The sequence below is a fragment of the Acidiphilium acidophilum genome (assembly GCF_033842475.1).
Taxonomy (GTDB): Bacteria; Pseudomonadota; Alphaproteobacteria; order Acetobacterales; family Acetobacteraceae; genus Acidiphilium; species Acidiphilium acidophilum.
This window is the reverse complement of sequence record NZ_JAWXYB010000018.1, coordinates 1,795,480-1,818,074: the sequence shown is the minus strand read 5'-3', so window position 1 is coordinate 1,818,074 and position 22,595 is coordinate 1,795,480. Positions and strand designations below refer to the sequence as shown.

At 62.0% G+C, this 22,595-nt stretch carries 19 protein-coding genes; 15 read left to right on the top strand and 4 right to left on the bottom strand.

Translation table 11 applies throughout. The features are described from left to right. Positions 1-62 precede the first annotated feature (62 nt). From SIL87_RS11305 to SIL87_RS11270, 8 genes are all read left to right on the top strand, one after another. The gene (locus tag SIL87_RS11305) at positions 63-1,616 is read left to right on the top strand and encodes a heparinase II/III family protein (protein ID WP_319615962.1); all 1,554 of its coding nucleotides are present in this window, start codon (positions 63-65) and stop codon (positions 1,614-1,616) included. A 4-nt stretch (positions 1,617-1,620) separates the two neighbouring features. Further along, the gene (gene galE, locus SIL87_RS11300) at positions 1,621-2,640 is read left to right on the top strand and encodes a UDP-glucose 4-epimerase GalE (protein ID WP_319614286.1); all 1,020 of its coding nucleotides are present in this window, start codon (positions 1,621-1,623) and stop codon (positions 2,638-2,640) included. Continuing rightward, a complete protein-coding gene (locus SIL87_RS11295; protein ID WP_319614285.1) occupies positions 2,640-3,767 on the top strand; it encodes a glycosyltransferase family 4 protein in 1,128 nt (375 codons plus the stop codon). The genes galE and SIL87_RS11295 overlap by 1 nt, the downstream gene beginning before the upstream one ends. An 8-nt stretch (positions 3,768-3,775) precedes the next feature. Further along, a complete protein-coding gene (locus SIL87_RS11290; protein ID WP_319614284.1) occupies positions 3,776-4,246 on the top strand; it encodes a CreA family protein in 471 nt (156 codons plus the stop codon). Positions 4,247-4,279: 33 nt separating this feature from the next. Then, on the top strand, positions 4,280-5,872 hold the full coding sequence (purH, locus tag SIL87_RS11285) for a bifunctional phosphoribosylaminoimidazolecarboxamide formyltransferase/IMP cyclohydrolase (RefSeq protein ID WP_319614283.1): 1,593 nt from the start codon (positions 4,280-4,282) through the stop codon (positions 5,870-5,872). Further along, positions 5,869-6,432 (top strand): carboxymuconolactone decarboxylase family protein, encoded by a 564-nt coding sequence (locus SIL87_RS11280; RefSeq protein ID WP_319614282.1) that lies wholly within the window; start codon positions 5,869-5,871, stop codon positions 6,430-6,432. The genes purH and SIL87_RS11280 overlap by 4 nt, the downstream gene beginning before the upstream one ends. A gap of 170 nt (positions 6,433-6,602) precedes the next feature. Then, on the top strand, positions 6,603-7,271 hold the full coding sequence (locus tag SIL87_RS11275; RefSeq protein WP_319614281.1) for a PEP-CTERM sorting domain-containing protein: 669 nt from the start codon (positions 6,603-6,605) through the stop codon (positions 7,269-7,271). A 218-nt stretch (positions 7,272-7,489) separates the two neighbouring features. Beyond that, complete coding sequence (locus tag SIL87_RS11270) at positions 7,490-8,215, top strand: PEP-CTERM sorting domain-containing protein (protein ID WP_319614280.1); 726 nt, start codon at positions 7,490-7,492, stop codon at positions 8,213-8,215. Here the strand turns inward: SIL87_RS11270 and SIL87_RS11265 are convergent, their stop codons facing one another. Beyond that, positions 8,216-9,307 carry a GNAT family N-acetyltransferase gene (locus SIL87_RS11265; protein WP_319614279.1) on the bottom strand — a complete coding sequence of 364 codons (1,092 nt, stop codon included), beginning with the start codon at positions 9,305-9,307 and terminating at the stop codon, positions 8,216-8,218. A 78-nt stretch (positions 9,308-9,385) separates the two neighbouring features. Between SIL87_RS11265 and SIL87_RS11260 the strand changes: the two genes are divergently transcribed. From SIL87_RS11260 to SIL87_RS11230, 7 genes are all read left to right on the top strand, one after another. Then, on the top strand, positions 9,386-10,402 hold the full coding sequence (locus SIL87_RS11260) for a polysaccharide deacetylase family protein (protein ID WP_319614278.1): 1,017 nt from the start codon (positions 9,386-9,388) through the stop codon (positions 10,400-10,402). Further along, a complete protein-coding gene (locus SIL87_RS11255) occupies positions 10,399-11,658 on the top strand; it encodes a glycosyltransferase family 4 protein (RefSeq protein ID WP_319614277.1) in 1,260 nt (419 codons plus the stop codon). Before SIL87_RS11260 ends, SIL87_RS11255 begins: the two co-directional genes overlap by 4 nt. Beyond that, positions 11,648-12,688, top strand: coding sequence for a GNAT family N-acetyltransferase (locus SIL87_RS11250; protein ID WP_319614276.1), 1,041 nt, complete (start codon positions 11,648-11,650; stop codon positions 12,686-12,688). Before SIL87_RS11255 ends, SIL87_RS11250 begins: the two co-directional genes overlap by 11 nt. Before the next feature lies 1 nt (position 12,689). Next, positions 12,690-13,802 (top strand): glycosyltransferase family 4 protein, encoded by a 1,113-nt coding sequence (locus SIL87_RS11245; RefSeq protein ID WP_319614275.1) that lies wholly within the window; start codon positions 12,690-12,692, stop codon positions 13,800-13,802. Then, positions 13,799-14,914 (top strand): glycosyltransferase family 4 protein, encoded by a 1,116-nt coding sequence (locus SIL87_RS11240; RefSeq protein WP_319614274.1) that lies wholly within the window; start codon positions 13,799-13,801, stop codon positions 14,912-14,914. Before SIL87_RS11245 ends, SIL87_RS11240 begins: the two co-directional genes overlap by 4 nt. A gap of 554 nt (positions 14,915-15,468) precedes the next feature. Beyond that, the gene (gene asnB, locus SIL87_RS11235; RefSeq protein ID WP_319614273.1) at positions 15,469-17,394 is read left to right on the top strand and encodes an asparagine synthase (glutamine-hydrolyzing); all 1,926 of its coding nucleotides are present in this window, start codon (positions 15,469-15,471) and stop codon (positions 17,392-17,394) included. A gap of 4 nt (positions 17,395-17,398) precedes the next feature. Beyond that, the gene (locus SIL87_RS11230; protein ID WP_319614272.1) at positions 17,399-18,919 is read left to right on the top strand and encodes an oligosaccharide flippase family protein; all 1,521 of its coding nucleotides are present in this window, start codon (positions 17,399-17,401) and stop codon (positions 18,917-18,919) included. Between the two features lie 1,096 nt (positions 18,920-20,015). Here SIL87_RS11230 and SIL87_RS11225 read toward each other — a convergent pair. From SIL87_RS11225 to SIL87_RS11215, 3 genes are read right to left on the bottom strand one after another with little or no spacing between them, the layout of a single operon-like run. After that, entirely contained in the window at positions 20,016-20,678 is a 663-nt protein-coding gene (locus SIL87_RS11225; protein ID WP_319614271.1) for a YoaK family protein, read from the bottom strand. Between the two features lie 48 nt (positions 20,679-20,726). Then, complete coding sequence (locus SIL87_RS11220; RefSeq protein ID WP_319614270.1) at positions 20,727-22,187, bottom strand: sodium:solute symporter family protein; 1,461 nt, start codon at positions 22,185-22,187, stop codon at positions 20,727-20,729. Further along, entirely contained in the window at positions 22,184-22,381 is a 198-nt protein-coding gene (locus SIL87_RS11215; protein ID WP_319614269.1) for a DUF3311 domain-containing protein, read from the bottom strand. The genes SIL87_RS11220 and SIL87_RS11215 overlap by 4 nt, the downstream gene beginning before the upstream one ends. Positions 22,382-22,595: the final 214 nt, after the last annotated feature.

Sequence of the window (22,595 nt, the reverse complement as noted above, 5' to 3'; positions counted from 1 at the left end):
GCCGGTTTCGGGTCACTTTCGTGAGCGATCGCCGACCGAGTTTGCGTGGGGCGCGGCTGTGGATGGCAAAGCTCGCGACGATCCGCAGTGGTGGCGTGCCCGACGCGCCGGCGCTGCCGGTGCGCGATCCATGGCCGGGGGAACCCGGGCGCGGTGCGCGTATTCTCAAGGGAGAAATCGAATATCGCGGCGCGATCCGGCCGTTGCGCCCGGGGGGATTCAACGCCAGCGATGCATCGCCCTTGATGCTCGCCTATATCCATGGCTTTTCCTGGCTGCGCGATCTGCGGGCCTTGGGCACCGATGCGGCCCGCTCGCGCGCCCGTGCGCTGATCACGGATTGGGTCAATGGGGATCAATACCCTGCGGTCGCCACCGCGCCGGCGACGTCCGGTGCGAGGCTGGCAGCATGGCTCGGTCATTACGATTTTTTCGCGGCCTCGGCCGATGATGATTTTCGCCAAATGCTGATGGCGCGGCTGGTGCATGACGCGCGTCACCTCTCGGCATCGTTGCCGATCGATGCGCGTGATGGCCGCGCCTTCACCGCTCTGAAGGGATTGATCGCGGCTTCGGTCGCGCTGCCGGAGCATGCCGGTTTCCTGCCGCGTGCGCTGCGTTTCCTAATCCCGGAAATCGAACGCCAGATCCTCCCGGACGGCGCCCATTGTGAACGCAGCCCTGCGGCGCACCTGGCGGCGTTGCAGGATTTGACCGAAATCCGTGCCTTGCTTCAGGTGGGCCGCGCCGAAGCGCCGGCCCAGCTGCCGGGCACGATCGAGCGCATGGCGATTGCCTTGCGCGCGCTGCGTCATGCCGATGGCGGGTTGGCCTTGTTCAACGGCACGTCGGAAGACTGGCCCAATCTGATCGATCTCGTGCTCAGCCAGGCGGGCCGGACCGGGCGGAGCAATGTCTCGCTTGCGCAATCCGGGTTTCATCGGCTTACCGCTGGTAAAACCACCATTATCGTCGATGCCGGCGTGCCTCCGGCGCCCGGTATGGATCGGTTTGCCCATGCCGGTACGCTGGCATTCGAATTTTCGGTCGGGCGGGAACGGTTGATCGTGAATTGCGGCGCGGCACCTGCCTCCGCGACCGACTGGCGAGACGCGCTGCGGGCCACCGCCGCCCATTCAACGCTGGTGATCGCGGATGTATCGTCATCGGAAATCAAGGCCGAGGGACTGGGCCGCCGACCCACCGTGGTCGAACTCACGCGCCAGGAGGCCAACGGCGCTCACTGGCTTGAGGCCAGCCACGATGGCTGGAAAAAACTGTTCGGCGCGGTTCATCGCCGTCGACTGTATCTTGCGGAGAGCGGGGAAGACCTGCGCGGCGAGGACAGCGTGGAGGCGGACGAGCCGCAGCCGTTTACGCTGCGGTTTCATCTCCATCCGAACGTGACCGCCAGCATCCAGCAGGATAACGAGGCGGCATTGCTGCGCCTGCCCTCCGGCCAGGGATGGCGGCTGCGCGCGGGGGGCGCGACCCTCAGCGTCGAGGAATCCATCTATTTCGGCGGGGCCGAGCCGCGCCGGGCCGAACAGATCGTGTTGACCAGTACCCCGGATGGCCCGCAGCAGGTCAAATGGGCGCTTACCAAAATGGGTTGAGCCGATGGCGCGGATTCTTCTGACCGGCGGGGCCGGTTTCATCGGCTCGCATACCGCCGTGGTTTTGCTCGAACGCGGCTACGATGTCGTGCTGCTCGATGATTTTTCCAACGCCGCGCGCGATGTGCCGGCCCGGCTGCAGCGGATTACCGGCGTCGGGGTGCCGTTGATCGAGGCGGATATCCGCGATGAGGCGGCCATGGCGGCGGCGCTGGCCGCATTTCCGGTCGATGCGGTGATCCATTTTGCCGCGAAGAAGGCGGTGGCCGAAAGCGAGGCCGATCCGCTTTTGTATTATGACAGCAACATCGTCGGTACCGTGCGGTTGCTGGCGGCGATGCGTCGCGCCGGGGTCGGCCGTATTGTGTTTTCCTCGTCCGCGACGGTTTATGGCGAACCGGACGAATGCCCGATCGACGAGCAGGCGGCACTGCGCGTCACCAATGTCTATGGCCGGACCAAGCTGGTGATGGAGGGGATGATCACCGATCTGGTCCGCACCCGCACGTTGAAGGCGGCGGCGGTGCTGCGCTATTTCAACCCGGTCGGCGCGCATCCTTCGGGTCTGATCGGGGAGGACCCGACCGGCGTTCCGGCCAATCTGATGCCTTATCTTTGTCAGGTCGCCGAAGGCAAACGCCCGTATCTCAACGTTTTCGGCGATGATTACCCCACGCATGACGGGTCCGGTGTGCGCGATTTCATTCATGTCATGGACCTTGCCGAAGCCCATGAGGCGGCGCTGCGCCGGGTGCTTGGGACCGATGGCGATTTTACCGTCAATCTCGGGACCGGCACCGGGTATTCGGTGCTGGACATGATCGGCGCCTTTGAGGGCGCCACAGGCGTCAAGGTTCCCTACAAGATCGCTCCCCGCCGGCCCGGTGATGTCGCCGCCTGCTATGCCGACCCGGCGCGGGCGGCAACGTTGCTTGGCTGGCGCGCGACACGCGGCATCGAGGATATGTGCCGCGATGCGTGGCGCTGGCAGAGCAAGATCGCCCTGACCAATCACGGGCCGTAATGGCCGCCCGGCATCTGGTCTATCTGATTGGCGAGGATTGGTTCTTCGCTTCGCATTTCCGGGCCCGCGCCCGTGCTGCCCGTGCCGCCGGGTGGCGGGTTTCGGTGGTTACTCGCACCGGGTCTGCCGCCGCCGAACTGCGCGATGAAGGTTTTGAGGTCCACGGCGTCGATTTCCGGCGTGCCCGGCTCAATCCGCTTGCCGAGGGGAGGTTGGCCCTGCATATCACGGCGCTTTACCGGAAACTCGCCCCCGATCTGGTGCATCACGTGGCGCTGAAGCCGATCCTGCTCGGCAGCGTCGCGGCGCGGCTTGCAGGTGTGCGGGCCATTGTGAATGCGCCGGTCGGGCAGGGCTTCGTCTTTGCCTCGGAGACCGCGAAAGCAAGAGTGTTGCGACCGCTGGTTGGTGCCGCGATGCGTGCCACGATCGGTGTGCGCGGTGCCATCGCGATTTTCGAGAACGCGGAAGATCGCACCGCCATGATCGCATCCGGTGCGATCCGGGCGGACGATGCCGTGCTGATCCGGGGTGCCGGGGTCGATCTTGCGCAATTCCGGCCCGTGATTCCACCGCCTGGTCCGGTCCGCATTATTCTCGGAGCACGCATGTTGCGGGACAAGGGGATCGGTGAATTCATCGCGGCTGCCGGGCGTCTGAAAGGGCAGGGGGGAGATTTTGTTCTTGCCGGCACGCCCGATCCCGGTAATCCCGCCTCGCTGACCGAGGGCGATCTTCGTGCCGCCCCCAATGTGAGGTGGATCGGTCATTGTGATGACATGGCCTCCCTGTTTGCTTCGTGCCATATCGCCTGCCTGCCGTCCTATCGCGAGGGTTTGCCGAAATTTCTGCTCGAAGCGATGGCCGCCGGCCTGCCGTGTGTTGCGACCAACGTGACCGGCTGCCGCGATGCGGTGGTTGCCGGTGAGACCGGATTGCTGATTCCGCCGCGCGATCCCGCAGCCCTTGGCGCAGCACTGGCCGGGCTGATTGACGATCCGGCACGACGTGCCCGTTTCGGTGCCGCGGGGCGGAGTCGTGCCGAGCGATTTTATGCCGAGCCGATTATTTGCGCGGAGACGCTGGCGGTCTATGAACGCGCCATCACAAGGGACTCAGAGCGATGAAACACATCTTGACCAGATTGATCGCAGCAGCATGTCTGGCCGGAATTGCGGGCTTTGCCGGGGCGGTGCCGAGTGCGCATGCTGAAACCCGCATCGGCGCGGTTGCCACCAATTTTCGGTTGCTCGGCGCGGACGATAAGGTGGTCGTCGAACGGTTGGATGACCCTAAAATCCCCAATGTCGCGTGCTATGCCAGCTTTGCGCGCACCGGCGGGGTGAAGGGCAGCCTCGGCGTTGCGACCGATCCTTCGCGGTTCGCCTTGTCCTGCATCGCTACCGGCCCGGTCACCCTGCCACCGGGCCTGCCGGCGAAAAAGCAGATTGCGGCGATTTCGGCCTCGTTCCTGGTCAAGCATTTCAACCTGTATCGGCTGGTCGACCCCGATCATAAGGCGGTGGTCTACATGCTGATCAGCACCAAGCTCATTCACGGCTCGCCGGCCAATGCGGTTTCGGCGGTGCCGGTGACCGGTGGCTGAGCCGGACTACAATTTTCACCACAGGATATGCTCATGAGCGATAAAACTCCGATTCGGCGGGCCCTTGTGTCGGTGTCCGACAAGACCGGGCTGGTCGATCTTGGCCGGGTTCTCGCGGCGCACGGCATCGAGATACTCTCGACCGGCGGATCGGCCAGGACTTTGCGGGACGCCGGTGTCCCCGTTGTCGAGGTTGCCGATTATACCGGCGTGCCTGAGATGCTGGATGGGAGGGTGAAGACCCTGGTGCCGAAAATTCACGGCGGCCTGCTGGGCCGGCGCGATCTGCCGGATCACCTCGCCCAGATGGCGGCCCAGAATATCCCGCCGATCGATCTGCTGGTGTGCAACCTTTATCCGTTTGAGCAGACGGTGGCGAAGGGGGCCGAATTCGCCGAATGTGTCGAGAATATCGATATCGGCGGGCCCGCCATGATCCGTTCGGGGGCCAAGAATCACGACGCGGTCGCCGTGATCACCGATCCGGCGCAATACGGGGATCTGATTGCTGCAATAGAGGATGGTGGCACGACGTTGAAGCAGCGCCGTCACTATGCCGCTGCGGCGTACACGCGCACCGCGACCTACGATGCCGCGATTGCGACCTGGTTCACCGCGACCAATGGCGACGCCGATCCCGATCTGCGGGTGACCGAAACCGTTCCGCCGCAGACCGGGGAGATGTTTCCTGCGCGCCTCGCCATTGCCGGGCTCAAGCATCAGGCGCTTCGCTACGGCGAGAATCCGCATCAGGTCGCCGCGTTCTACACGACCGGTGAGCGACCGGGCGTTGCCAGTGCACGGCAGCTTCAGGGCAAGGAGCTTTCCTATATCAATATTCTCGATGCGGATGCGGCTTATGAATGCGTCGCCGAATTCGATCGCCCGGCCGTGGTCATCGTCAAGCATGCCACCCCTTGCGGGGTTGCTGTCGGTGATGATCTTGCGTCTGCTTGGGATGCCGCCTTCGCTGCCGATCCGGTCAGCCCGTTTGGCGGGATCATTGCTGTGAACCGCGTGCTCGATGCCGAGGCCGCGGAGAAAATCTCGAGCATTTTTATCGAAGTCATCATCGCGCCTGCGGCCGAACCCGACGCCATCGCTCTGCTCGCGCGCAAGAAAAACCTGCGCTTGCTGATCGCGGGCGGTCTGCCCGATACCGCTGCCGGCGGGCTCGGGTTTCGCAGTGTTGCCGGAGGCTACCTTGTGCAGACCCGCGATAACGGAATGGTCGCGCGCGATGACCTGAAGATCGTGACCAGGCGTGCGCCGACCGAGGCGGAACTGGCCGATCTGCTGTTCGCATTTCGCGTCTGCAAACATGTGAAATCGAATGCGATCGTCTATGCGAAGGACGGTGTCACGACCGGTATCGGCGGCGGCCAGACAAGTCGGGTGGATAGTTCGCGGATCGCGGTGCTCAAGGGCGGTGATCGGATTGCCGGGTCGGTCCTTGCCTCCGACGCTTTTTTTCCGTTTGCCGATGGGGTTCAGGCCGCGATCGAGGCCGGGGCCACCGCCATCATTCAGCCCGGCGGTTCGATGCGCGATGCAGAGGTGATCGCGGCGGCGGATGAAGCCGGGCTTGCGATGGTCTTCACCGGTATGCGGCACTTCCGGCATTGAGCACGCCGACGGTGCCGGGGTTCGGTGATGAGCCTGTCACGCCGCGGCTCGGTTTGCCCGACCCCGCCCACATGAGTGCGGCGCAGCGTGCGGCGTATGATGCTATTGCCGCCGGGCCACGTGGCAAGGTCGAGGGGCCGCTTGCGGTGTGGCTGCACAGTGCCGAACTCGCCCACCGCGCCCAGGCACTCGGTGAATACTGCCGTTTTGGCTCGTCGCTGCCGCCACGCTTGTCCGAACTCGCAATTCTGGTGATGGGGGCCTATTGGCAGGCGGGATTCGAATGGCGGATTCACGCCCCGATTGCTGAAGCCGCCGGGATCGCGCCGGACATCATCGCCGCGATCAAGCGCCGTGAGCGACCTGTGTTCGTCGAGGCGGATGCACAGGCGGTGCATGATCTCTCCCGCGAATTATTGGAGACGAGAGACGTGGCTCAATCGACATACGTGCTTGCACGCGCGGCCCTGGGGGATCGTGGTCTCGTCGATCTGGTTGGTGTCCTTGGCTATTACGGCATGATATCGATGACGATCAAGTTGTTTCACGTCAATATTTAGATAAATTAAAATTTTTACGATACAGAATGTTTTACTATACTTTAATGTCTATTTATCTTACACCGAAATGTATCCGGAATAAATAAGCGCTTCAAAAATAACAATAAAAAATTTGGCACTGAAATTGCTTAGTGAAGATCAGGCTTAACCTTCTCATTAAGGATTTCACGATGAAACGGCTACTTCTTGCTTCTGCGTTTAGTTTGGTTTCTCTCGTCGGGATGGCGGCTGTTGCATATGCAGGTCCGATGGATCCGACGCTCTCACTGGGTTATTCAATTGGCAATGGCACGGTCCAGACCTACGCAACCGGGACGGGAATTGTATCGACCGAAACTATCAACTCCAATGGCGTTCGCGGGACCGTTACTGGCCAGACGAGCCTCGGTCAGTTTGTAAATTTCGATTTGGATATTACCGGTGGCGCGACCCTGACCTCGCCCGTCTCCATCTATTTGACGGAAAGCGATCTGACGGGCGCTCAAGTTCAGTCTATTGAAGGGCAGCTGACAAATAATACTTTGACGTTGCCAGTCGCATCGTCAATCGTATACTCACTCTATGGTTCCTCTAGCAACGCACTTTACAGTGGCACGCTCCTTGGCACCGATACTCTTTCCGGCACCAAATCGGGTAGCATCTACTATGGCGCGTTCGATACTGGCAGCAGTCTTTACTCATTGACCCAGGTGGTCACGATTAACCCTTCATCGTCCGGCATAACGAACGTTAGCCTCGATGGTGCCGTGAACGTTCCGGAACCCGGCTCGCTTGCCTTGCTCGGTACAGGACTTGTTGGACTGGGCTTGATCCTGCGTCGTCGTCAGAAGAGTAGCTAAGTCTGTTTCGATAACCGATAGGGCCCCCGGCTTGCCGGGGGCGTTTTCATTTCGGCCCCCCGGGCCATCGGCATGGCCGAATCCTAATTGTCTTGATTTCTTTACACTCCAAAAATTACAGGGACTCAAGATGCTGATTTGATGGAACAATATTCTTGGCATGGACATTGCTTACCTAGAATTGTAAGAATTAACCAATATCCATCGGAGATTGAATCATGAGAAAAATCAAGTCGTTCCTGCTCTCGAGCGTCTTCCTTGTTGGGTTCACGGGGGTGGCTCATGCCGGCTTTGCCGATGGGAACAACTATCAATTTCAGGTCTGGACCGGCAGCTACAGCGCCTTGGGCCTGTCGGGCACGCCAGCAAACGCGTCCATGGCAACGCTCAGCGGGCTTCCGCAGGTAAGCCCGTCGGCGAGTTTCAATTATACGGGGCCGATCGACTTTTCGGTTGGGGCTTCGGAGACCAATTCCGTCAGTAATTTCTTCGGGACCAATGTTGGCGGCATTTCCAACTACTCGAGCTCGAGTGGGCTCACCGAGTCTGACTTTCTCGATTCGACGCTGAGCAGCCCGTATCAAAACGTCGGTGGCTCGCTTAACTCGAGCGCGTTCGTCACATTCATGGAAATCACCGGCAACTATTCGGCCCCGGCGGGAACCGTGGTGACCATTTCGCATGACGATGGGGCGTCGCTCTACAGCGGGGTGAGCAATACGCCGTTGATCCTCAGTGGCGGTCCCACGACCGAGATCCCCAGTTCGATCGCTCTTGCTGCGGCAAGCGCGACGCCGTTTACGCTGGTCTATGTCGAGGCGAACGGTGCGCCCTCGGTTCTCCAGATCTCGGAAACCCTGCCTGTTCCGGAGCCGGGTTCGCTCGCGGTTCTCGGTACCGGCCTGATCGGTCTGGTGCTTATCCGCCGCCGACGCCGGGCTTGATCATCGAGGGCGCCATTGCTTCAAGCGGTCGCGTCCGAGCAGGATCGCACCCGCCAGAGTGAAACGCGGTGCCGCCCGCGCCCAGTGCAGGGCGGTGCTTTCGCCGGCAAGGCTGGTTTTGTACCGGTCGTCTCCGGCGAGGAAATCGTAATTGTTCAGACCACGCGCCTGGTAATGCCGCATCGCCGCCACATGACATACGAGACCGGGCTTTTCATGCGGATGCTCGGTCTCGTAGACGAAGCCGCTTTGATAGGCACTCGCGGTGCCGCGCCAGATCAGGGTGTACAGATAGCCGATCAGCCGCGATCCTGCCGAGATTCGCAACAAATCGGTCGTGCCCGATTCTATGCCGCGCCGAAGCAGATCGTCGTGGAAGTCACGGAATTCATGGCGGGCGAATGCACCTTGTCGCCCCCTCCCTTGCCAGGTGGTTTGATGCAGGGCGGTGAGGCCGGTCATGAATTCATGGGCCTGATCCCGGCTTGTCGCAGGTTCAACCTGGATGGGGCCGCTTGCGGCATACCGGCGCCACGCACGATTGATCTGCTGGCGGGTGTTGGCGGAGACCGGGTCGAGGCAATCCATGCCGTCCCGTCGCAATGCGGCGAGGTCGCGCCGCGGCGCCACTCGCGTGATCGATACGGTGACGACGCCGTGGCGCCGGGCCGCCGCCAGATCGATCGTGCCGATCCCGGACAGTACGATCATGCGCCCCGGACCGAGCGGTGCGTGCATCAGTGCGGCGAACCACGCATCCCGCGCTTGCGGGCAATTCTGTACCACCAGCGGCCCGTTATGCTCGATGAACACCGAATCGGCTGCGGAATCGCCGGTTTCACCGAGGTGCCAGCTCGGACCGGTCCATCGCCGCTCGCGGTTCAGCACGCCGATGGCGACGCAGCGGCTTCCATTCATGATCTGCAGCGCCAGAGGATCGTGGAACCGTGCGTCAAAGCGGCAACCCAGCCAAGTCCAGCTTTGGAATACCGAGCCACCGGCTTGCGCTTCGACCTGCCGCCAGTCATTACCGAAACATTCGGGATCCGTGATCGGGCTGAGCCGGGCGGTCAGCCCGGGTACGATATCCACAAGATGGTCCGTCTGTCGCTTGTGAGGTCGGGCCATCCATGTCATCGTGTTATCGTATTTGAATTGCCGAAAGCTGCAATGTTCCCGGACCTGCTGCCCAACCCCCGCCCGGTCGCGTTGCGTGAGTTCCGCCGGATCGCCACTGTCCTGATCGACACCGAAGAGGATTTCGACTGGACCGATCCCACCGAAGGGACCGATTACGCGACTGCGTATCTGTCGCGCATTGCCGAACTTCAGCCGATTTTTGCCGCGCATGGCGTCGTACCGACCTATCTGGTCACTTATCCGGTGCTGCTAAATCCGGATATCGTCGGCCTGCTGATCCATTACCGTGATCGCGGCGAGGCGGCTCTCGGGATTCAGTTGCATCCCTGGGTTACGCCGCCATTCGAGGGGCGCGGGTCGACGGCGCAGTCGTTCGGCGGCAACCTTGCGCCGGAAATCGAGGCACGCAAGCTCGAATCGCTCTGCTCGCGCTTTATCGAGGTCTTCGCATCGTCTCCCTTGGTGTTCCGCGCCGGGCGCTACGGTCTCGGCCGGCAAACCGCCGCGCTGATCGAAGCGGCGGGAATTCTGGTCGACACCAGCATAGCGCCCCGGACATCGATGCGCGACGAAGCGGGGCCGGATTATAGCCGGATCGATTTCGCGCCGTTCTGGTTCGGCGCGCAACGGTCTTTGCTCGAACTGCCGCTGGGCCGCGCCATCGTCGGCTGGGGAGGGGCGTTCGGTGACCGCCTGTACCGGGCTTTGATCGGGACGAACGGTGCCTGGGCACCTCTTGCCGGCCTGCTCGCGCGGATCGAATGCGCCGAGCGGATCACCCTTTCGCCGGAAGGCAATGATCCCCGTGCCGTGCGGCGGTTGGTCCAGGGGCTGGGCCGACGCGATCAGATGATCCTGCCATTGAGCTTTCACAGCTCGTCGATCGCGCCGGGTCGTAATCCCTATGTTCGTTCGCGCGCCGATCTGCATCGGTTCTACGATGATCTGTCGGCGATCCTGTGCGATCTGACCGACGAATTTTCCTGTCGTTTCGCTGCCGCAGAGACCATTCCCGCTTTGCTGTGTCCGGCACCAGCGATCCGATGACGGCACCGGCTGAAATCCTGCTGGTCGCGAATAATTTTCCACCGGTGCAGGGCGGGTCGGCGGTGGTGTATGGGGCGCTTGCCCGGCTTGCAGCGCCGCGGGTGCAGGTGCTGGCGCCGCGCACGAGCTATGTGGACGGCCTACCCCTGATCGGCTGGCGCGAGCACGATCGCAGGGCGGCGGCAGCGGGCGATGGGCGTGCCGGGTATCGGGTCGAGCGCCTCGACCTGCTTCGGACCCCGATCGGGGGCCCAGCCGCCGGGCGATGGGGGCGCGCTGGATTTTTGCTGCATGATCTGCGGATCCGGGCAGATATCCTGCGTGCGGTTCTTCGCAGCCTCCGTACCGGACGGATCGCCGCTCTGTGCATCGGCGAACTGGTGTCGTCCGGTTGGCTGTTCAGTGTAATCCGCCGGATGGGGCCGGCCCATTTGCGATTCGTCGTTTATATTCACGGCGAGGAGATTACCACGCGCGACGATTATGACGCGGACTGGTCCCGCCGCCGCCGCACCCTCGCTGCCGCCGATGCGATCATCGTGGTCAGCCGGTTCACCGCGACGACCGTGCGCGATCTGCTGGCAGGACAAGCCGCACCGCCGATTCATCTGATCGAGAACGGGGTTGATTTCGCGCGATTTTCGGCGGCGAGCCATCGGCCCGACCTGATTGCGCAGTATGGGCTCGCGGGACGGTTCGTGTTCGTCTCGGTCTGCCGGTTGCTGGAGAAAAAAGGGATCGACCACGCCATTCGTGCGTTTGCCCGCCTGGCACGTGCTGACGCGGACGTTAGGTTTCTTGTGGTCGGCAGTGGGCCTTACGCCGAAACGCTCCATGCCATTGCGGCCGTCGAAGGCGTGGCCGATCGCGTGGTGTTCACGGGATCGGTCGCTGAGGCGGATCTGGCCGATCATTATTCGTTGGGCGACGTGTTCGTCATGCCGAATCGGGCGCTGGCCTCGGGCGATACCGAGGGGTTTGGCCTCGTATTTCTGGAAGCCAATGCGGCCGGTCTGCCGGTGATTGCGGGCAGGGACGGCGGTAGCGTCGATGCCGTGAAGGACGGCGTGAACGGCCTGATTGTCGATGGCGGCTCGATCGACGCGATCGAGGCGGCGATGCGCCGGCTGTGCGATGATCCGTCGCTTCGTGCCGAGATCGCTGCCGTTGGGATTGCTTGTGCCGCTGCCGCGGATTGGGAGGTCAAGGCACAGCAATTCGTCGTCGCCTGTCTCGGTCGCTCCGATGGTGATTGAGGATGATACGCGCGTGCTGCCCTGGTCCGCGCTCGACGAGCCCAGCATCGCCCGTTTTGCGGACCCCGCACGGGATCTGTTTGCCAGTCATTTGTGGTTCGACACGCTGGCCCGTGCGGCGACCCCGCACGGTGTTGCTGCGGGGTGCGTCGTCATCGGTGATCACACCGCGCTGGTGCCGGTCTGGTGCGTTGGATCAGGCGGTGGGTTGGTCGTCCAGGCGGGACAATCCAGCCCCTATTCGCTTGAGTTTGCGCCGATCATCGCCGGAGATCCGTTCCGCGCTGGTCGCTGTTTTGCTGGACTGGCACGCCGCCGGGGTGTGGTCCGGCTCGATGCCTTGGATGAGCGCAACCCGGCGATCGCGCCATTTCTGGCCGGATGCCGGACTGGTGGCCTGCGGGTGCAGCGTTTCGCGCATTTTGGCGATTGGTCAGCACCAGTCGAAACCGATGATTTCGACCGCTGGTTGGCCACGCGCCCCGGTTCGTTGCGCAGCACCATCACACGCAAGCTCAAGCGCGCCCGCTCGACCGCCCGTTTCCATTTGTTCGGCGCTGACGATCTTGAAGTCGGACTCGCGGCGTTCGAGCAGGTTTATGCGAAATCATGGAAGCAGCCGGAACCGTTTCCGCTGTTCAATATCACCTGCATGCGGGCGCTGGCCGGTGCGGGACTGCTCCGCCTCGCGGTTCTGACTGGTCCCAGCGGGCCGATCGCCGCGCAGTACTGGGCGGTATCCGGGGGTCGTGCGATGCTGCTGAAACTTGCCCACGATGAGGCGCATGCCGCACTCTCGCCCGGCACCGTGCTGACCGCGCAGATGCTCGATGCCATTCTTGCGCGGGATCGCCCTTCGCTGCTCAACTTCGGTCGGGGCGATGATGCCTATAAGCGCTTATGGGTCGACCAACGTCATGAGCGGTATGGCGTCATGCTGATCAATCCCCGTCATCCGCGCGGCCTTGCCGCCATGGCGACCGCTGCTGCCGGTGCGGTCCGCCGACGATTGCGACAAGGACGACGTTGATATGCGTATTCTCTACAGCCACCGGATCCAGTCGCGTGACGGCCAGTCGGTTCATGTCGAAGATCTGGTCGCCGCGTTTCGTGCTGCGGGGCACGAGGTCATGGTGGTGGGTCCCTCGTTCTACGATAAGACCGGCTTTGGTGCGGAAACCACCTGGGTCGCCCGTCTCCGCGCCATCCTGCCGGGTGCGGTGGGTGAACTCGCCGAACTCGCCTACAATATTCCAGCGTGGTGGCGACTGCGTCAGGCTGCCGTCGCATTCCGGCCGGATGTCATCTACGAGCGGTATAATCTGTATTATCTCGCCGGTATGTGGGTGGCGCGCGAACGCCGCATTCCGTTTCTGGTCGAAGTCAATGCGCCGCTTGCCGAAGAGCGCATCGCGCATGGCGGACTGAGGCTCGGCGCGTTGGCGCGCTGGGCGGAGCGGGCGGTCTGGCGCGCGGCGGATCGGATATTCGCGGTGACCCATGTGCTTGGTGCCCGGATCACTGCGGTCGGTGTGGCACCGGACCGGCTGATCATTACGCCGAATGGCATCGATCTTGCGCGTTTTCACCAACGTACTGCGTCGCGGCGGCCGCGTGCGGTGCTGGGGTTCATCGGGTTCGTCAGGCCGTGGCACGGGCTCGAACCGGTGATCGATGAATTGGGCCGCAGCGCCGAGAAATTCGATTTCGTCATCGCAGGCGAAGGCCCGGCTAGGTCGACGCTTGAAGCCATGGTGGCCCGCTACGGGATGCAATCACACGTGCATTTCGCTGGTCTGGTTCCGCGTGACGCGGTGCCGGGCTTCCTCGCAGGCATCGATATAGCGCTTCAGCCTCGCGCGGTGGATTACGCCTCTCCGCTCAAACTGTTCGAATACATGGCCGCCGGGTGTGCGATTGTGGCACCAGACCAGCCCAATCTGCGGGAAATCCTGGTTGATGACGAGACCGCTCTGCTGTTCGAGCCGGAAAATTGGGGTGCGCTCTGGTCGTGCATCGCACGGCTTGCGGCCGATCCTGCGCTTCGTGCCCGGCTCGGAGCGGCGGCACGTGCGGAGATCATCCGTCGTGACCTTACCTGGGCGGGAAATGCGCGTCGTATTGTCGGGTCCGTGAATCGATGACGAACCCGATCCGGATCGTTCATGTGTTTCCAAGTTTTGCTGCTGGCGGGGCCCAGATGCGGATGTGCGCGCTCGCCAACCATTTCGGCGACCGGTTTTCCCATGAGATCGTTGCGCTCGATAACGACACGACGTGCCGGGATCGACTTGAGTCCCGCCTCGATATCGGTTTCCCGAGCCCGCCTCCAACGAGCACGGGCTTGCCCCAGCGGTTGAGGGCCATCGGGCGAACCCTGCGCGCATTGCGCCCCGACCTGCTCGTGACAAGCAACTGGGGTAGTATCGAATGGGCAATTGCCAATCGGTTAGGTGGTCGGGTCCGCCACATTCATACCGAAGACGGTTTCGGTCCCGACGAGCGCGACCGCCAGATCCGCCGCAGGGTGATCACGAGGCGATTGATCCTGCGGTCGAGTACCACGATCGTTCCGTCCCGTACGCTGCTTGATGTTGCGGCTTGTGTCTGGCAGTTGCCGCGCCACAGCCTGCATTATATTCCGAATGGCATCGACCTTGCGCGGTTCAGCCCTGCGGTCGCTTTGCCCGATACGCCGGTTATCGGTTGCGTTGCTGCTCTGCGGCCTGAGAAAAATCTCGCGCGCCTGATCCGGGCGGCGGCAATCGCCCGGCGGGAGGTCAAGTTTGAGTTGCGAATCCTCGGAGATGGGCCGGATCGCGCCGCACTCGAACACCTCGCCGCCGAGTCGGGGATGCCGGTGATGTTTCTTGGCGCGCGGTCCGACGCGGCATCGTTTTATCGCGAAATCAGTCTGTTCGCTCTCAGTTCGGACACTGAACAGATGCCGCTTTCGGTCATGGAAGCGATGGCTTCGGGGCTGCCTGTCATCACCACCGATGTCGGTGACATTTCCCGGATGGTCGCCGCTGAAAATCGCCCTTTCATCGTGCGGCGCGATGATGCGGCTTTGGCTGCGGCCCTGAGTGGATTGATCATTAACCCGGAACGAGCGCACATGATCGGGCGGGCGAACCGTGCTCGGGCGATTGAAGAGTTCGATTTCGCGGCGATGGCCCGAAAATGGAGCGATGTTCTGATGCCCGTGCGCCGAGCCGGCGCCGCATCTACATCCAACGCAGTGCGACGAGGATGATGACGGTCCAGCATATCAAGGCCAGACCGAGAACGAGAGGGATCGCGACAGCGAGGGGGAGTCGGCCACTTTGGCTCCGTTCATCTCGCTGAGGGGGCGTGTAAGCGGCGTCGATGCCTTTTGACCGGCCAGCCGGTCGCAACACGACCACGGGCGTCTTGGTGCTATCGATTGCCGCATTGTGTCGGCGACCGCCTGATACTGAGAGCGCTCCCAGCAAACCTTTGCCCAGGCCACTGAGAGAAGCGCTGGAAGATCTCCGATGGTGTGAGCCAAGGCCCTTCATCTGATTCCCAAAAAACTAATGTCTGTCGTAGTAATTGAGAATTTCATCCGAATACACTAGTTAAATAAAAGTTAAGAAGTTATTAACGCTTGAAAAAAATCTGAAATTCTCTCGGAATGCCGCCTTTCGCGAAAAATTTGCCCTGATCGCAATATCGGGAGGACGCCAACCATGATATCAGCCATCCTTTATTAGGTTTCACGTATTAGGCTGTGCGTAGTTGTGTTATCATTATCAGCGGCGGATAAATGCCGGGAGATTTCAGCGCATGTGTGGTTTCACCGGGTTGTTTCCACTGCGAACGGCACGAGCGGGGGCTGTTGCGATCGATCCCGGGTTGCTCCGGCGCATGACAGACGCGATCGCTCATCGGGGGCCAGACGATGAAGGGTTTCACGTTGAACCCGCGATCGGTATGGGATTTCGTCGCCTGTCTTTCCTCGATCTTGCTGCAGGTCATCAGCCGATGGGCAATGAGGACGACACCGTGTTCGTTACGTTTAACGGTGAGATCTATAATTTCGCGGTCCTGCGCGGGGAACTCATCGCTCAAGGTCATATTTTCGCAACGCGCTCGGATTCCGAGGTGCTGGTGCACGGCTGGGAGAGTTGGGGGGTCGGTTTGCTCGACCGGATCAATGGCATGTTTGCCTTCGCTCTATGGGACCGAACCCAGCGCAGCCTGCTGCTGGCGCGTGACCGGATCGGTAAGAAGCCGCTGTATTACGGTGTCGCGCCCGACGGAACTCTAGCCTATGGCTCTGAACTTGCGGCGCTCGTACCGGTGCCCGGGCTGGCCGCGGTGCTCGATCCCGCGGCGATCGAGGATTTTCTGGCGTTCGGCTACATCCCTGACCCTGCTTCAATCTATCGCGACATCCGCAAGCTGCCGCCCGCCCATTTCATGCTGATCGGTGAGGGAGAGCCATTGCCGTCGCCGCGCCGCTACTGGTCGCTTCCCGCTCCCGGTCCGGTGCCGGCAAGTATGGCGGAGGCTGCGGCAGATCTGCGGAGCCGTCTCGAAACATCGGTTGCGGCGCGCATGGTGGCCGATGTGCCGATCGGAGCGTTCCTTTCGGGAGGGATCGACTCCGGCGCGATTGCCGCACTTGCGTCCCGTCATTGCGCGGCACCGTTGCAATGCTTCACCATTGGATTTCCCGGCCCGACCGATGAGCGCGAGGTCGCCGCGATGATGGCGGATCGGTGCGGCGCCACCCATGTCACCCAAACCGTCGCTCCGGACGATGTCATCGATGCTGCGCGGTTTCAGGCGGAAGTCTTCGGGGAACCTTTCGGCGATCATTCCTCGGTACCCAGCCTTGCCGTGGCCCGGCTGGCTCGCACCGGGGTCAAGGGCGTGGTCTCTGGTGATGGTGGCGACGAAGTGTTCGGTGGTTATCGACGCTATCGCTGGCATGCTATTGCCGATCGGGCGCGGCGGCTGCTGCCGGACCGCGCGCGCCGTGCTTTGTTGGCGCCGATCGCCCGTGCTTACCCCAAGCTCGATCACGCGCCCGCATGGCTTCGGGCGAAAACGACGCTCACCGAAATCAGCCTCGATTCGGCGCACGGATATTATCGCACGCTCTGCAAACTGCAGGATGCCGAGCGACGCGGCTTGATGACCCCAAGGTTGATTTCGCTGCTCGATGGCCATGATCCCTCTGCCGGCATCGTTGCAGCGCTCGACACCGGCGCGGATGCACTGCGCGCGGCGCAGTTGGTGGATCTTGCAACCTATCTGCCCGGCGACATTCTGGTGAAGGTCGATCGTACCAGCATGCGCAGTGGTCTCGAAGTGCGCTCGCCTTTGCTCGACCATGATCTCCTCGCCTGGGGGATGGCATTGCCATCCACACTGAAATTGCAGAATGGCGTCGGCAAGTCGGTGCTGCGTGCAGCGGTCGGGCCGCTGGTTCCGCGCGCGGTGCTTGATCGGCCGAAGCAAGGTTTCGTCGCGCCACTCGCAGCCGAACTACGACGGGCAGCCCCGCGCCTGCGCAGTGCGTTGCTCGGACCGGCGATGCTGGATACCGGCTGGTTCGATGCCGAGGCGATCGGCAGGATGATCGATCAGCACGAGGCGGGGCGGGCCGATCACGCCTGGAAACTCTGGCATCTTCTGGTGCTCGAAGGGTTCCTTGCCCGGCATGCCGGTGCAGCGCGCGCCACCGCCGCGCTAGTGGCCTGAACCGATGGCTGATCCGACGACCGATGCCGGGCTGCGCAGTCTCGCCCGTGAAGGCTCGGTGCTTGCGCGCACCGCCCGCGGGGCGGGTTGGATCGTCGGTTGGCGTTTCATCAACCGGGCTCTGGGGCTTGTCAGCACGCTGATCCTGGTGCGGCTGCTGGTTCCCTCGGCGTTCGGCATCGTCGCTCTGTCGATGAATTTGATGCAGAGTATTGCCCAGCTTTCGGAAGCGGGCATCGAAGGGGCGATCATTCGCGACGAAAATCCCGACCGGGAACTTTACGACACCGGCTTCACCATCAACGCCATTCGCGGGTTGCTGACCGGCATCGTGGTTGCCGCTCTGGCCATCCCGATCAGCCGGTTCTTTGACAATCCGGCGATGGTCGATGTGCTCTACGTGGTCGCGGCCGGCAGTGCGATCAGCGCGCTCGAAAATATCGGCGTGGTCGATTTTCGCCGGTTCATCGCCTTCGACAAGGAATTCCAGCTCAAGCTGTTTCCGCGGCTGCTTTCGGTGGTGTCGGGGATTGGTTTGGCCTTCTGGCTGCGCAGCTACTGGGCCCTCGTCGATGCCATCCTGATCAACCAGATCGCGACCGTGATTATCAGCTACCTGATCCACCCTTACCGGCCCCGTCTGACCCTGATCGGATGGCGACGTATTTCGGGCTATTCGGTGATGATCTGGCTCATCACGCTGGTTGGGGTCGCGCAGGGTGCTGCGAGCAACGTGGTGATCGGGCGCGTATCTGGAACCGGTGATGTCGGGATCTACGGCGTCGGTGCCGAAATCGCCGGGTTGCCGAGCTCGGAATTGATCGGCCCGCTCTGCCGCGCCGCATTTTCTGGGTTTTCCGAAGCCAAGCAGGGGGGGGACAATGGGGCCACCATGATGCTGCGCATGCTTGGTCTGATGGCGCTCATTACCGTGCCCGCTGGCTTCGGCCTATCGTTGATCGCCTATCCCATCGTCAAACTGGGGTTCGGCAAGGAATGGCTTGGCGCCGTGCCGCTGCTTGAAATCTTCGGGATCGCGACGACGGTAACGATCTTTGGCTCGATTGCCTCGACGCTGTTTGCGGTGCAGGCTTGGCTCAAGGCCAGTCTGAAGCTCAATGTCGCGCTGATGGTGCTGCGCATGGCGTTGCTGGTCGCGCTGGTGCCACGCTACGGGCTGATCGGTGCGGCGATCGCGGTTTCGATTGTCGATGTTGTCAGCCAGATCGTCTATTTCCTGGTCATGACGCGGCGTCTGCAGGTGAGCGTTGCAGCAATCTTTGCGCGGATCTGGCGTACCCTGATCGGTGCCGGCGCGATGACGGCGGTTCTGATGTTGAGCGATCTCGGTTGGGGGCATTGGGCTGGTCGAGACCCGGTATTGGCGTGGCACATGGTCGGCGCTATCGCGCTGGGCGCTGGCAGCTACGTTGTGACCGTCTTGTTCCTATGGCTCGCGAGTGGCCGTCCCGACGGCGCAGAGGCCGATCTGATCCTTACTGTTGAGCGATTTCGCCGGCGTTGAAGCTGGAATCAGGCGGCGGGGACTGCGAAAAACCGCGCCATCACGAATGCGCTCAGGACGGCGATACATTCGGGTAATGCCATGAAGTGTTGGCGGCGGTGAGAATCCGCGCATAAACGGCGCGTAGCTGCCGAGTCCATTTAAATGGACGGCACTGACCGGCCTTTACGGCAACCTGGACCCGGCGCCTAAATCACACGAGAACCAGATCGGCCGGGTACGAGGTCCGTCAGGAAACGCAGAACGTTCGAGGATTTGAATCAGCTGGGGAAGTGAGCAGTTGTTGGACCAGATGACCAAAGACAGTGTGAATTGCGTCAGCAGGTCATGCTCGGCCGCAGGCGTTGATGGAATAATCTGCAGAATGTTCGTTTGCAGTCGCTGTCTGTGCCAAGTGCTTGTCTGCCCACAGTGCGACCGAGGTCAGATCTACTGCATGCGAACTTGCGCCCGGGAAGCTCGTCGTGAACGGCAAAGAGAAGCTCGCCGACGTTATCAGGCAACCCCGCGAGGACGTGTCATGCATGCGGCGAGAAATCGCCATTACCGCGCTCGGGCGGTCCGCGTGACGGATCATGGTCCTGCTAAGCAACCGGAAACCGCGCTTTCGCGTGGATTGGCAATCGCCGGGGCTTCGCGAAAGCCCTGGACCAGCAGTACTCCCCCAGGACATCACCTCTGTCATCGTTGCGGTCGCTCCGTTTCACCTTTCGTGCGCTTGACAGGTCTCCGGCCTCAACGTCGCCCGAGCCGGATTGCCAGGATTGATCAAAACGACACCGGCGCGCGACGCCCACCCTGAAAGCGCCAGCGCCACTGATACAACACCAATCCTGTAGTTCGATCAGCACGGCCATCCTGTCGTCCCGACCTGCGAATTCCGACGCTGTCGCGCGCAGCGGCGGTCAAGGATGGCCGAAGGCCACCGCGCTCTTGCGCGGCGCGAAGCGTCCTTGACGGCTGCGAGCACGGCAGCAGCCTCAGAGCAGAGGGACAGCTACCCACTGCCACTGCCTCCTCCGCCAACTCTCCCACACCGTGTCAAACTGCCCCGCACTCATTAAGTCAATTCACTATGGTAACTATCCCGCGCCGTTTATGCGCGGATTCTCACCGCCGCCAACACCATGAAGTCGGGATGGATCATTGAAAGCCCGCCCGATACGATCGCGCCCGCGAGATAACAGCTCATCACGGTGATCTGCCGCCAGGTGATCGGCTTGACCGCTGGCGACACGCCCTTGTGGCTTACCGCGCGGGTCAGTCCCATTGTGATCATTGTCAGTGTCGTGGTGAACACCACTGTCGTGATCCCCGGCAGATCTATCACCCGGGCGGCAACGCTCTGCATCCCCATTGCGGCCGACGCCACGACGATCAACACGAATAGTTGCATGCCGTAGACCGGATGCGCGATCAGCGGCCAGAGCACGGCGACGAGGGCAAGACAGAGTGCCTCGACGCCGATCACCCGGCGCAGCCGGGACCGCACCGGTGCTGTGGCCGAAGCATCGTGGATCACAGTGCCCAGCACGCTACCCGCCGCGAAGCCGAGCAGGGCGGCGAGTGATCGGGTTGCTTCCAGGATATGTCCCTGCCCGAGCGCCATTCCGAGCAGAGCGGTATTGCCGGTCATCGCCGAGGTGAACACGTCGTGGAACTTGAGAAATGCAAATACGTCCGCGCTGCCGGAGGCGATGGCGAGTGCGCCGGTTATCCCATCGGCAGCTGTCACCGACGAGGCGTTGGCGAGAGGCATCGGGGCGGGCGTTACCGGCTTCGCCCGTGCGACACCACCCTCCCTCCCTTATTCCGCGATGGCGACGACACGCCGCTTGGTGACCGCACTCACCGCCACCAGCATCACGATATTTACGATCAGGGCGATGATCCCGACGTTGAAATCCTGGATCGGCTGCGGCAGGAACGGTAGCAACGAGCCGACCGTCGCGTGGCTGAAGGTGAGCCAAGCCGCAACCACAACGCCGGCGACGATGCCCGCCATCGCGCCTTGTTTCGTGGCCCCTGAGCCAGGAAACAGGCTCAGGACCAGCGCCGGGAACATCTGGGTCACGAAACTGTAGCCCACCAGGAGCAGGGTAACGATCGTGGAACTGCCGGTGAGGGTGAAAAACACTGCGATCGCCATGACGACCGGAACCAGGCATTTCGCGATGAATACGATCTGATCGTTGCTGGCCTGTGGGTTGAGAGCGCCGTAGAGATTGCGCGACATCAGCGTGGCTGCCGTCATTGCGATCATCGAACCCGGAACGAGCGCAGTCAGTACGCCTGCGGCGCCGACGATGCCGACGACCCAGGGCGGAAGGGTTGCGACGACCAGCTTGAACAATGCGAGGTTGCTCGCCGCCCCTTTCAGCCCCGGCACTTTAAGCACGGCTGCGAATCCGACGAAATAAACGAACAGGAGGATCAATTGATAGATCGGCAGCACGATTGCGTTCTTGCGAAAGACGTTCGCATTGCGTGCGGTGTAGCAACTGGCGAGGGAATGGGGCCACATGAAAAAACCGAGTGCGGTGAGCAGCACGGTGGAGACGAACCACCAGACCGATTGTCCCTTAGCTGGAAATGTCAGGAAGCCGGGTTTCGCTTTCGCGATTTCCTCGAACATCGCGCCGATTCCACCATACAGATGGATCGGCAGATAGATTCCGAGAAACAGCACCACGCCCAGGATCATGATGTCCTTGGCCACCGAGGTCCATGCCGACCCGCGCACGCCCGAGACGACCACATAGATTGTCACCACCACCGCGCCGATCAGCACCGCGACCGTGTTTGAAATCCCGCCATAGCCAGCCGCCGTCACGATGATGCCGAGGCCGGTGAGCTGAAGCACAAGGTAGGGGATGAGGGCGATGATATCGACGATCGAGACGATCACGCCCAGCGCCTTGCTGTCGTATTTATGGGCGAGGAAATCGGGCTGCGAGACCAGATGGTGCTGCTTGGCATAGGCCCATACTTTCGGCAGCATGAAATAGCCGATCACATAGGCGATCGTGCCGTAGGCCAAAATGTAATAGGCCGGTGCGCCCTGGCCGTAGGCGAAGCCCGAGGCACCGAGGAAGGTGAACGTGGTGTAGATCTCGCCGGCCAGGAGCAGGAAGACAAGCACGAAGCCGAAGCCGCGATTTCCGACGGTCCATTCCTCCAGCCCCATCGCGTGACCGGATCGCGCGCCAACCCCGAGCAGCAGCGCGAACAGGGCGGTCAAGCCGAGCAGAATCAGGGGGATCGTCATCGATCGCCCCCTTTGTTCGCGGGATCGATCGCATAGACCACCGCCATCGTCGCGGCCGTCAGCACGATCCACACCGTCACCCAGCCGAGCGGGAAGGGCATATCGAGAATGAACGGGTGCAGCTTGTTGTGCACCAATGGACCGATCAGCATGAGCGCGCACGGCACGATCGCAAGGAATTGAAATGGTTTCATGAGGCCTCCGTTATGTGCGACCGACGTTTATTTACGCCATTGTGTGCGGAGTTTCGGTCGCTGGCAAGCGGGGGCCGAGGCTAAGCCAACGGTGAGGTTCGGCCGACACGATGAGGCTCGACGGCGTGACGATGATTCGCCGCGGCATCCTCGTCGCGCTTGACAACCTTTTCGTGACGTTCGGTGATGGTGCCGTGATTTGAAATGTGCATTT

Excerpts from the sequence above, each read along its gene's own strand:
- SIL87_RS11240 (WP_319614274.1), top strand. The coding sequence starts at position 13,799 with ATGACGAACCCGATCCGGATCGTTCATGTGTTTCCAAGTTTTGCTGCT.
- SIL87_RS11230 (WP_319614272.1), top strand. The coding sequence starts at position 17,399 with ATGGCTGATCCGACGACCGATGCCGGGCTGCGCAGTCTCGCCCGTGAA.
- galE (WP_319614286.1), top strand. The coding sequence starts at position 1,621 with ATGGCGCGGATTCTTCTGACCGGCGGGGCCGGTTTCATCGGCTCGCAT.
- SIL87_RS11270 (WP_319614280.1), top strand. The coding sequence starts at position 7,490 with ATGAGAAAAATCAAGTCGTTCCTGCTCTCGAGCGTCTTCCTTGTTGGG.
- SIL87_RS11220 (WP_319614270.1), bottom strand. The coding sequence starts at position 22,187 with ATGACGATCCCCCTGATTCTGCTCGGCTTGACCGCCCTGTTCGCGCTG.
- SIL87_RS11305 (WP_319615962.1), top strand. The coding sequence starts at position 63 with ATGGCAAAGCTCGCGACGATCCGCAGTGGTGGCGTGCCCGACGCGCCG.
- SIL87_RS11275 (WP_319614281.1), top strand. The coding sequence starts at position 6,603 with ATGAAACGGCTACTTCTTGCTTCTGCGTTTAGTTTGGTTTCTCTCGTC.
- SIL87_RS11215 (WP_319614269.1), bottom strand. The coding sequence starts at position 22,381 with ATGAAACCATTTCAATTCCTTGCGATCGTGCCGTGCGCGCTCATGCTG.
- SIL87_RS11295 (WP_319614285.1), top strand. The coding sequence starts at position 2,640 with ATGGCCGCCCGGCATCTGGTCTATCTGATTGGCGAGGATTGGTTCTTC.
- asnB (WP_319614273.1), top strand. The coding sequence starts at position 15,469 with ATGTGTGGTTTCACCGGGTTGTTTCCACTGCGAACGGCACGAGCGGGG.
- purH (WP_319614283.1), top strand. The coding sequence starts at position 4,280 with ATGAGCGATAAAACTCCGATTCGGCGGGCCCTTGTGTCGGTGTCCGAC.
- SIL87_RS11225 (WP_319614271.1), bottom strand. The coding sequence starts at position 20,678 with ATGCCTCTCGCCAACGCCTCGTCGGTGACAGCTGCCGATGGGATAACC.
- SIL87_RS11260 (WP_319614278.1), top strand. The coding sequence starts at position 9,386 with ATGTTCCCGGACCTGCTGCCCAACCCCCGCCCGGTCGCGTTGCGTGAG.
- SIL87_RS11250 (WP_319614276.1), top strand. The coding sequence starts at position 11,648 with ATGGTGATTGAGGATGATACGCGCGTGCTGCCCTGGTCCGCGCTCGAC.
- SIL87_RS11245 (WP_319614275.1), top strand. The coding sequence starts at position 12,690 with ATGCGTATTCTCTACAGCCACCGGATCCAGTCGCGTGACGGCCAGTCG.
- SIL87_RS11255 (WP_319614277.1), top strand. The coding sequence starts at position 10,399 with ATGACGGCACCGGCTGAAATCCTGCTGGTCGCGAATAATTTTCCACCG.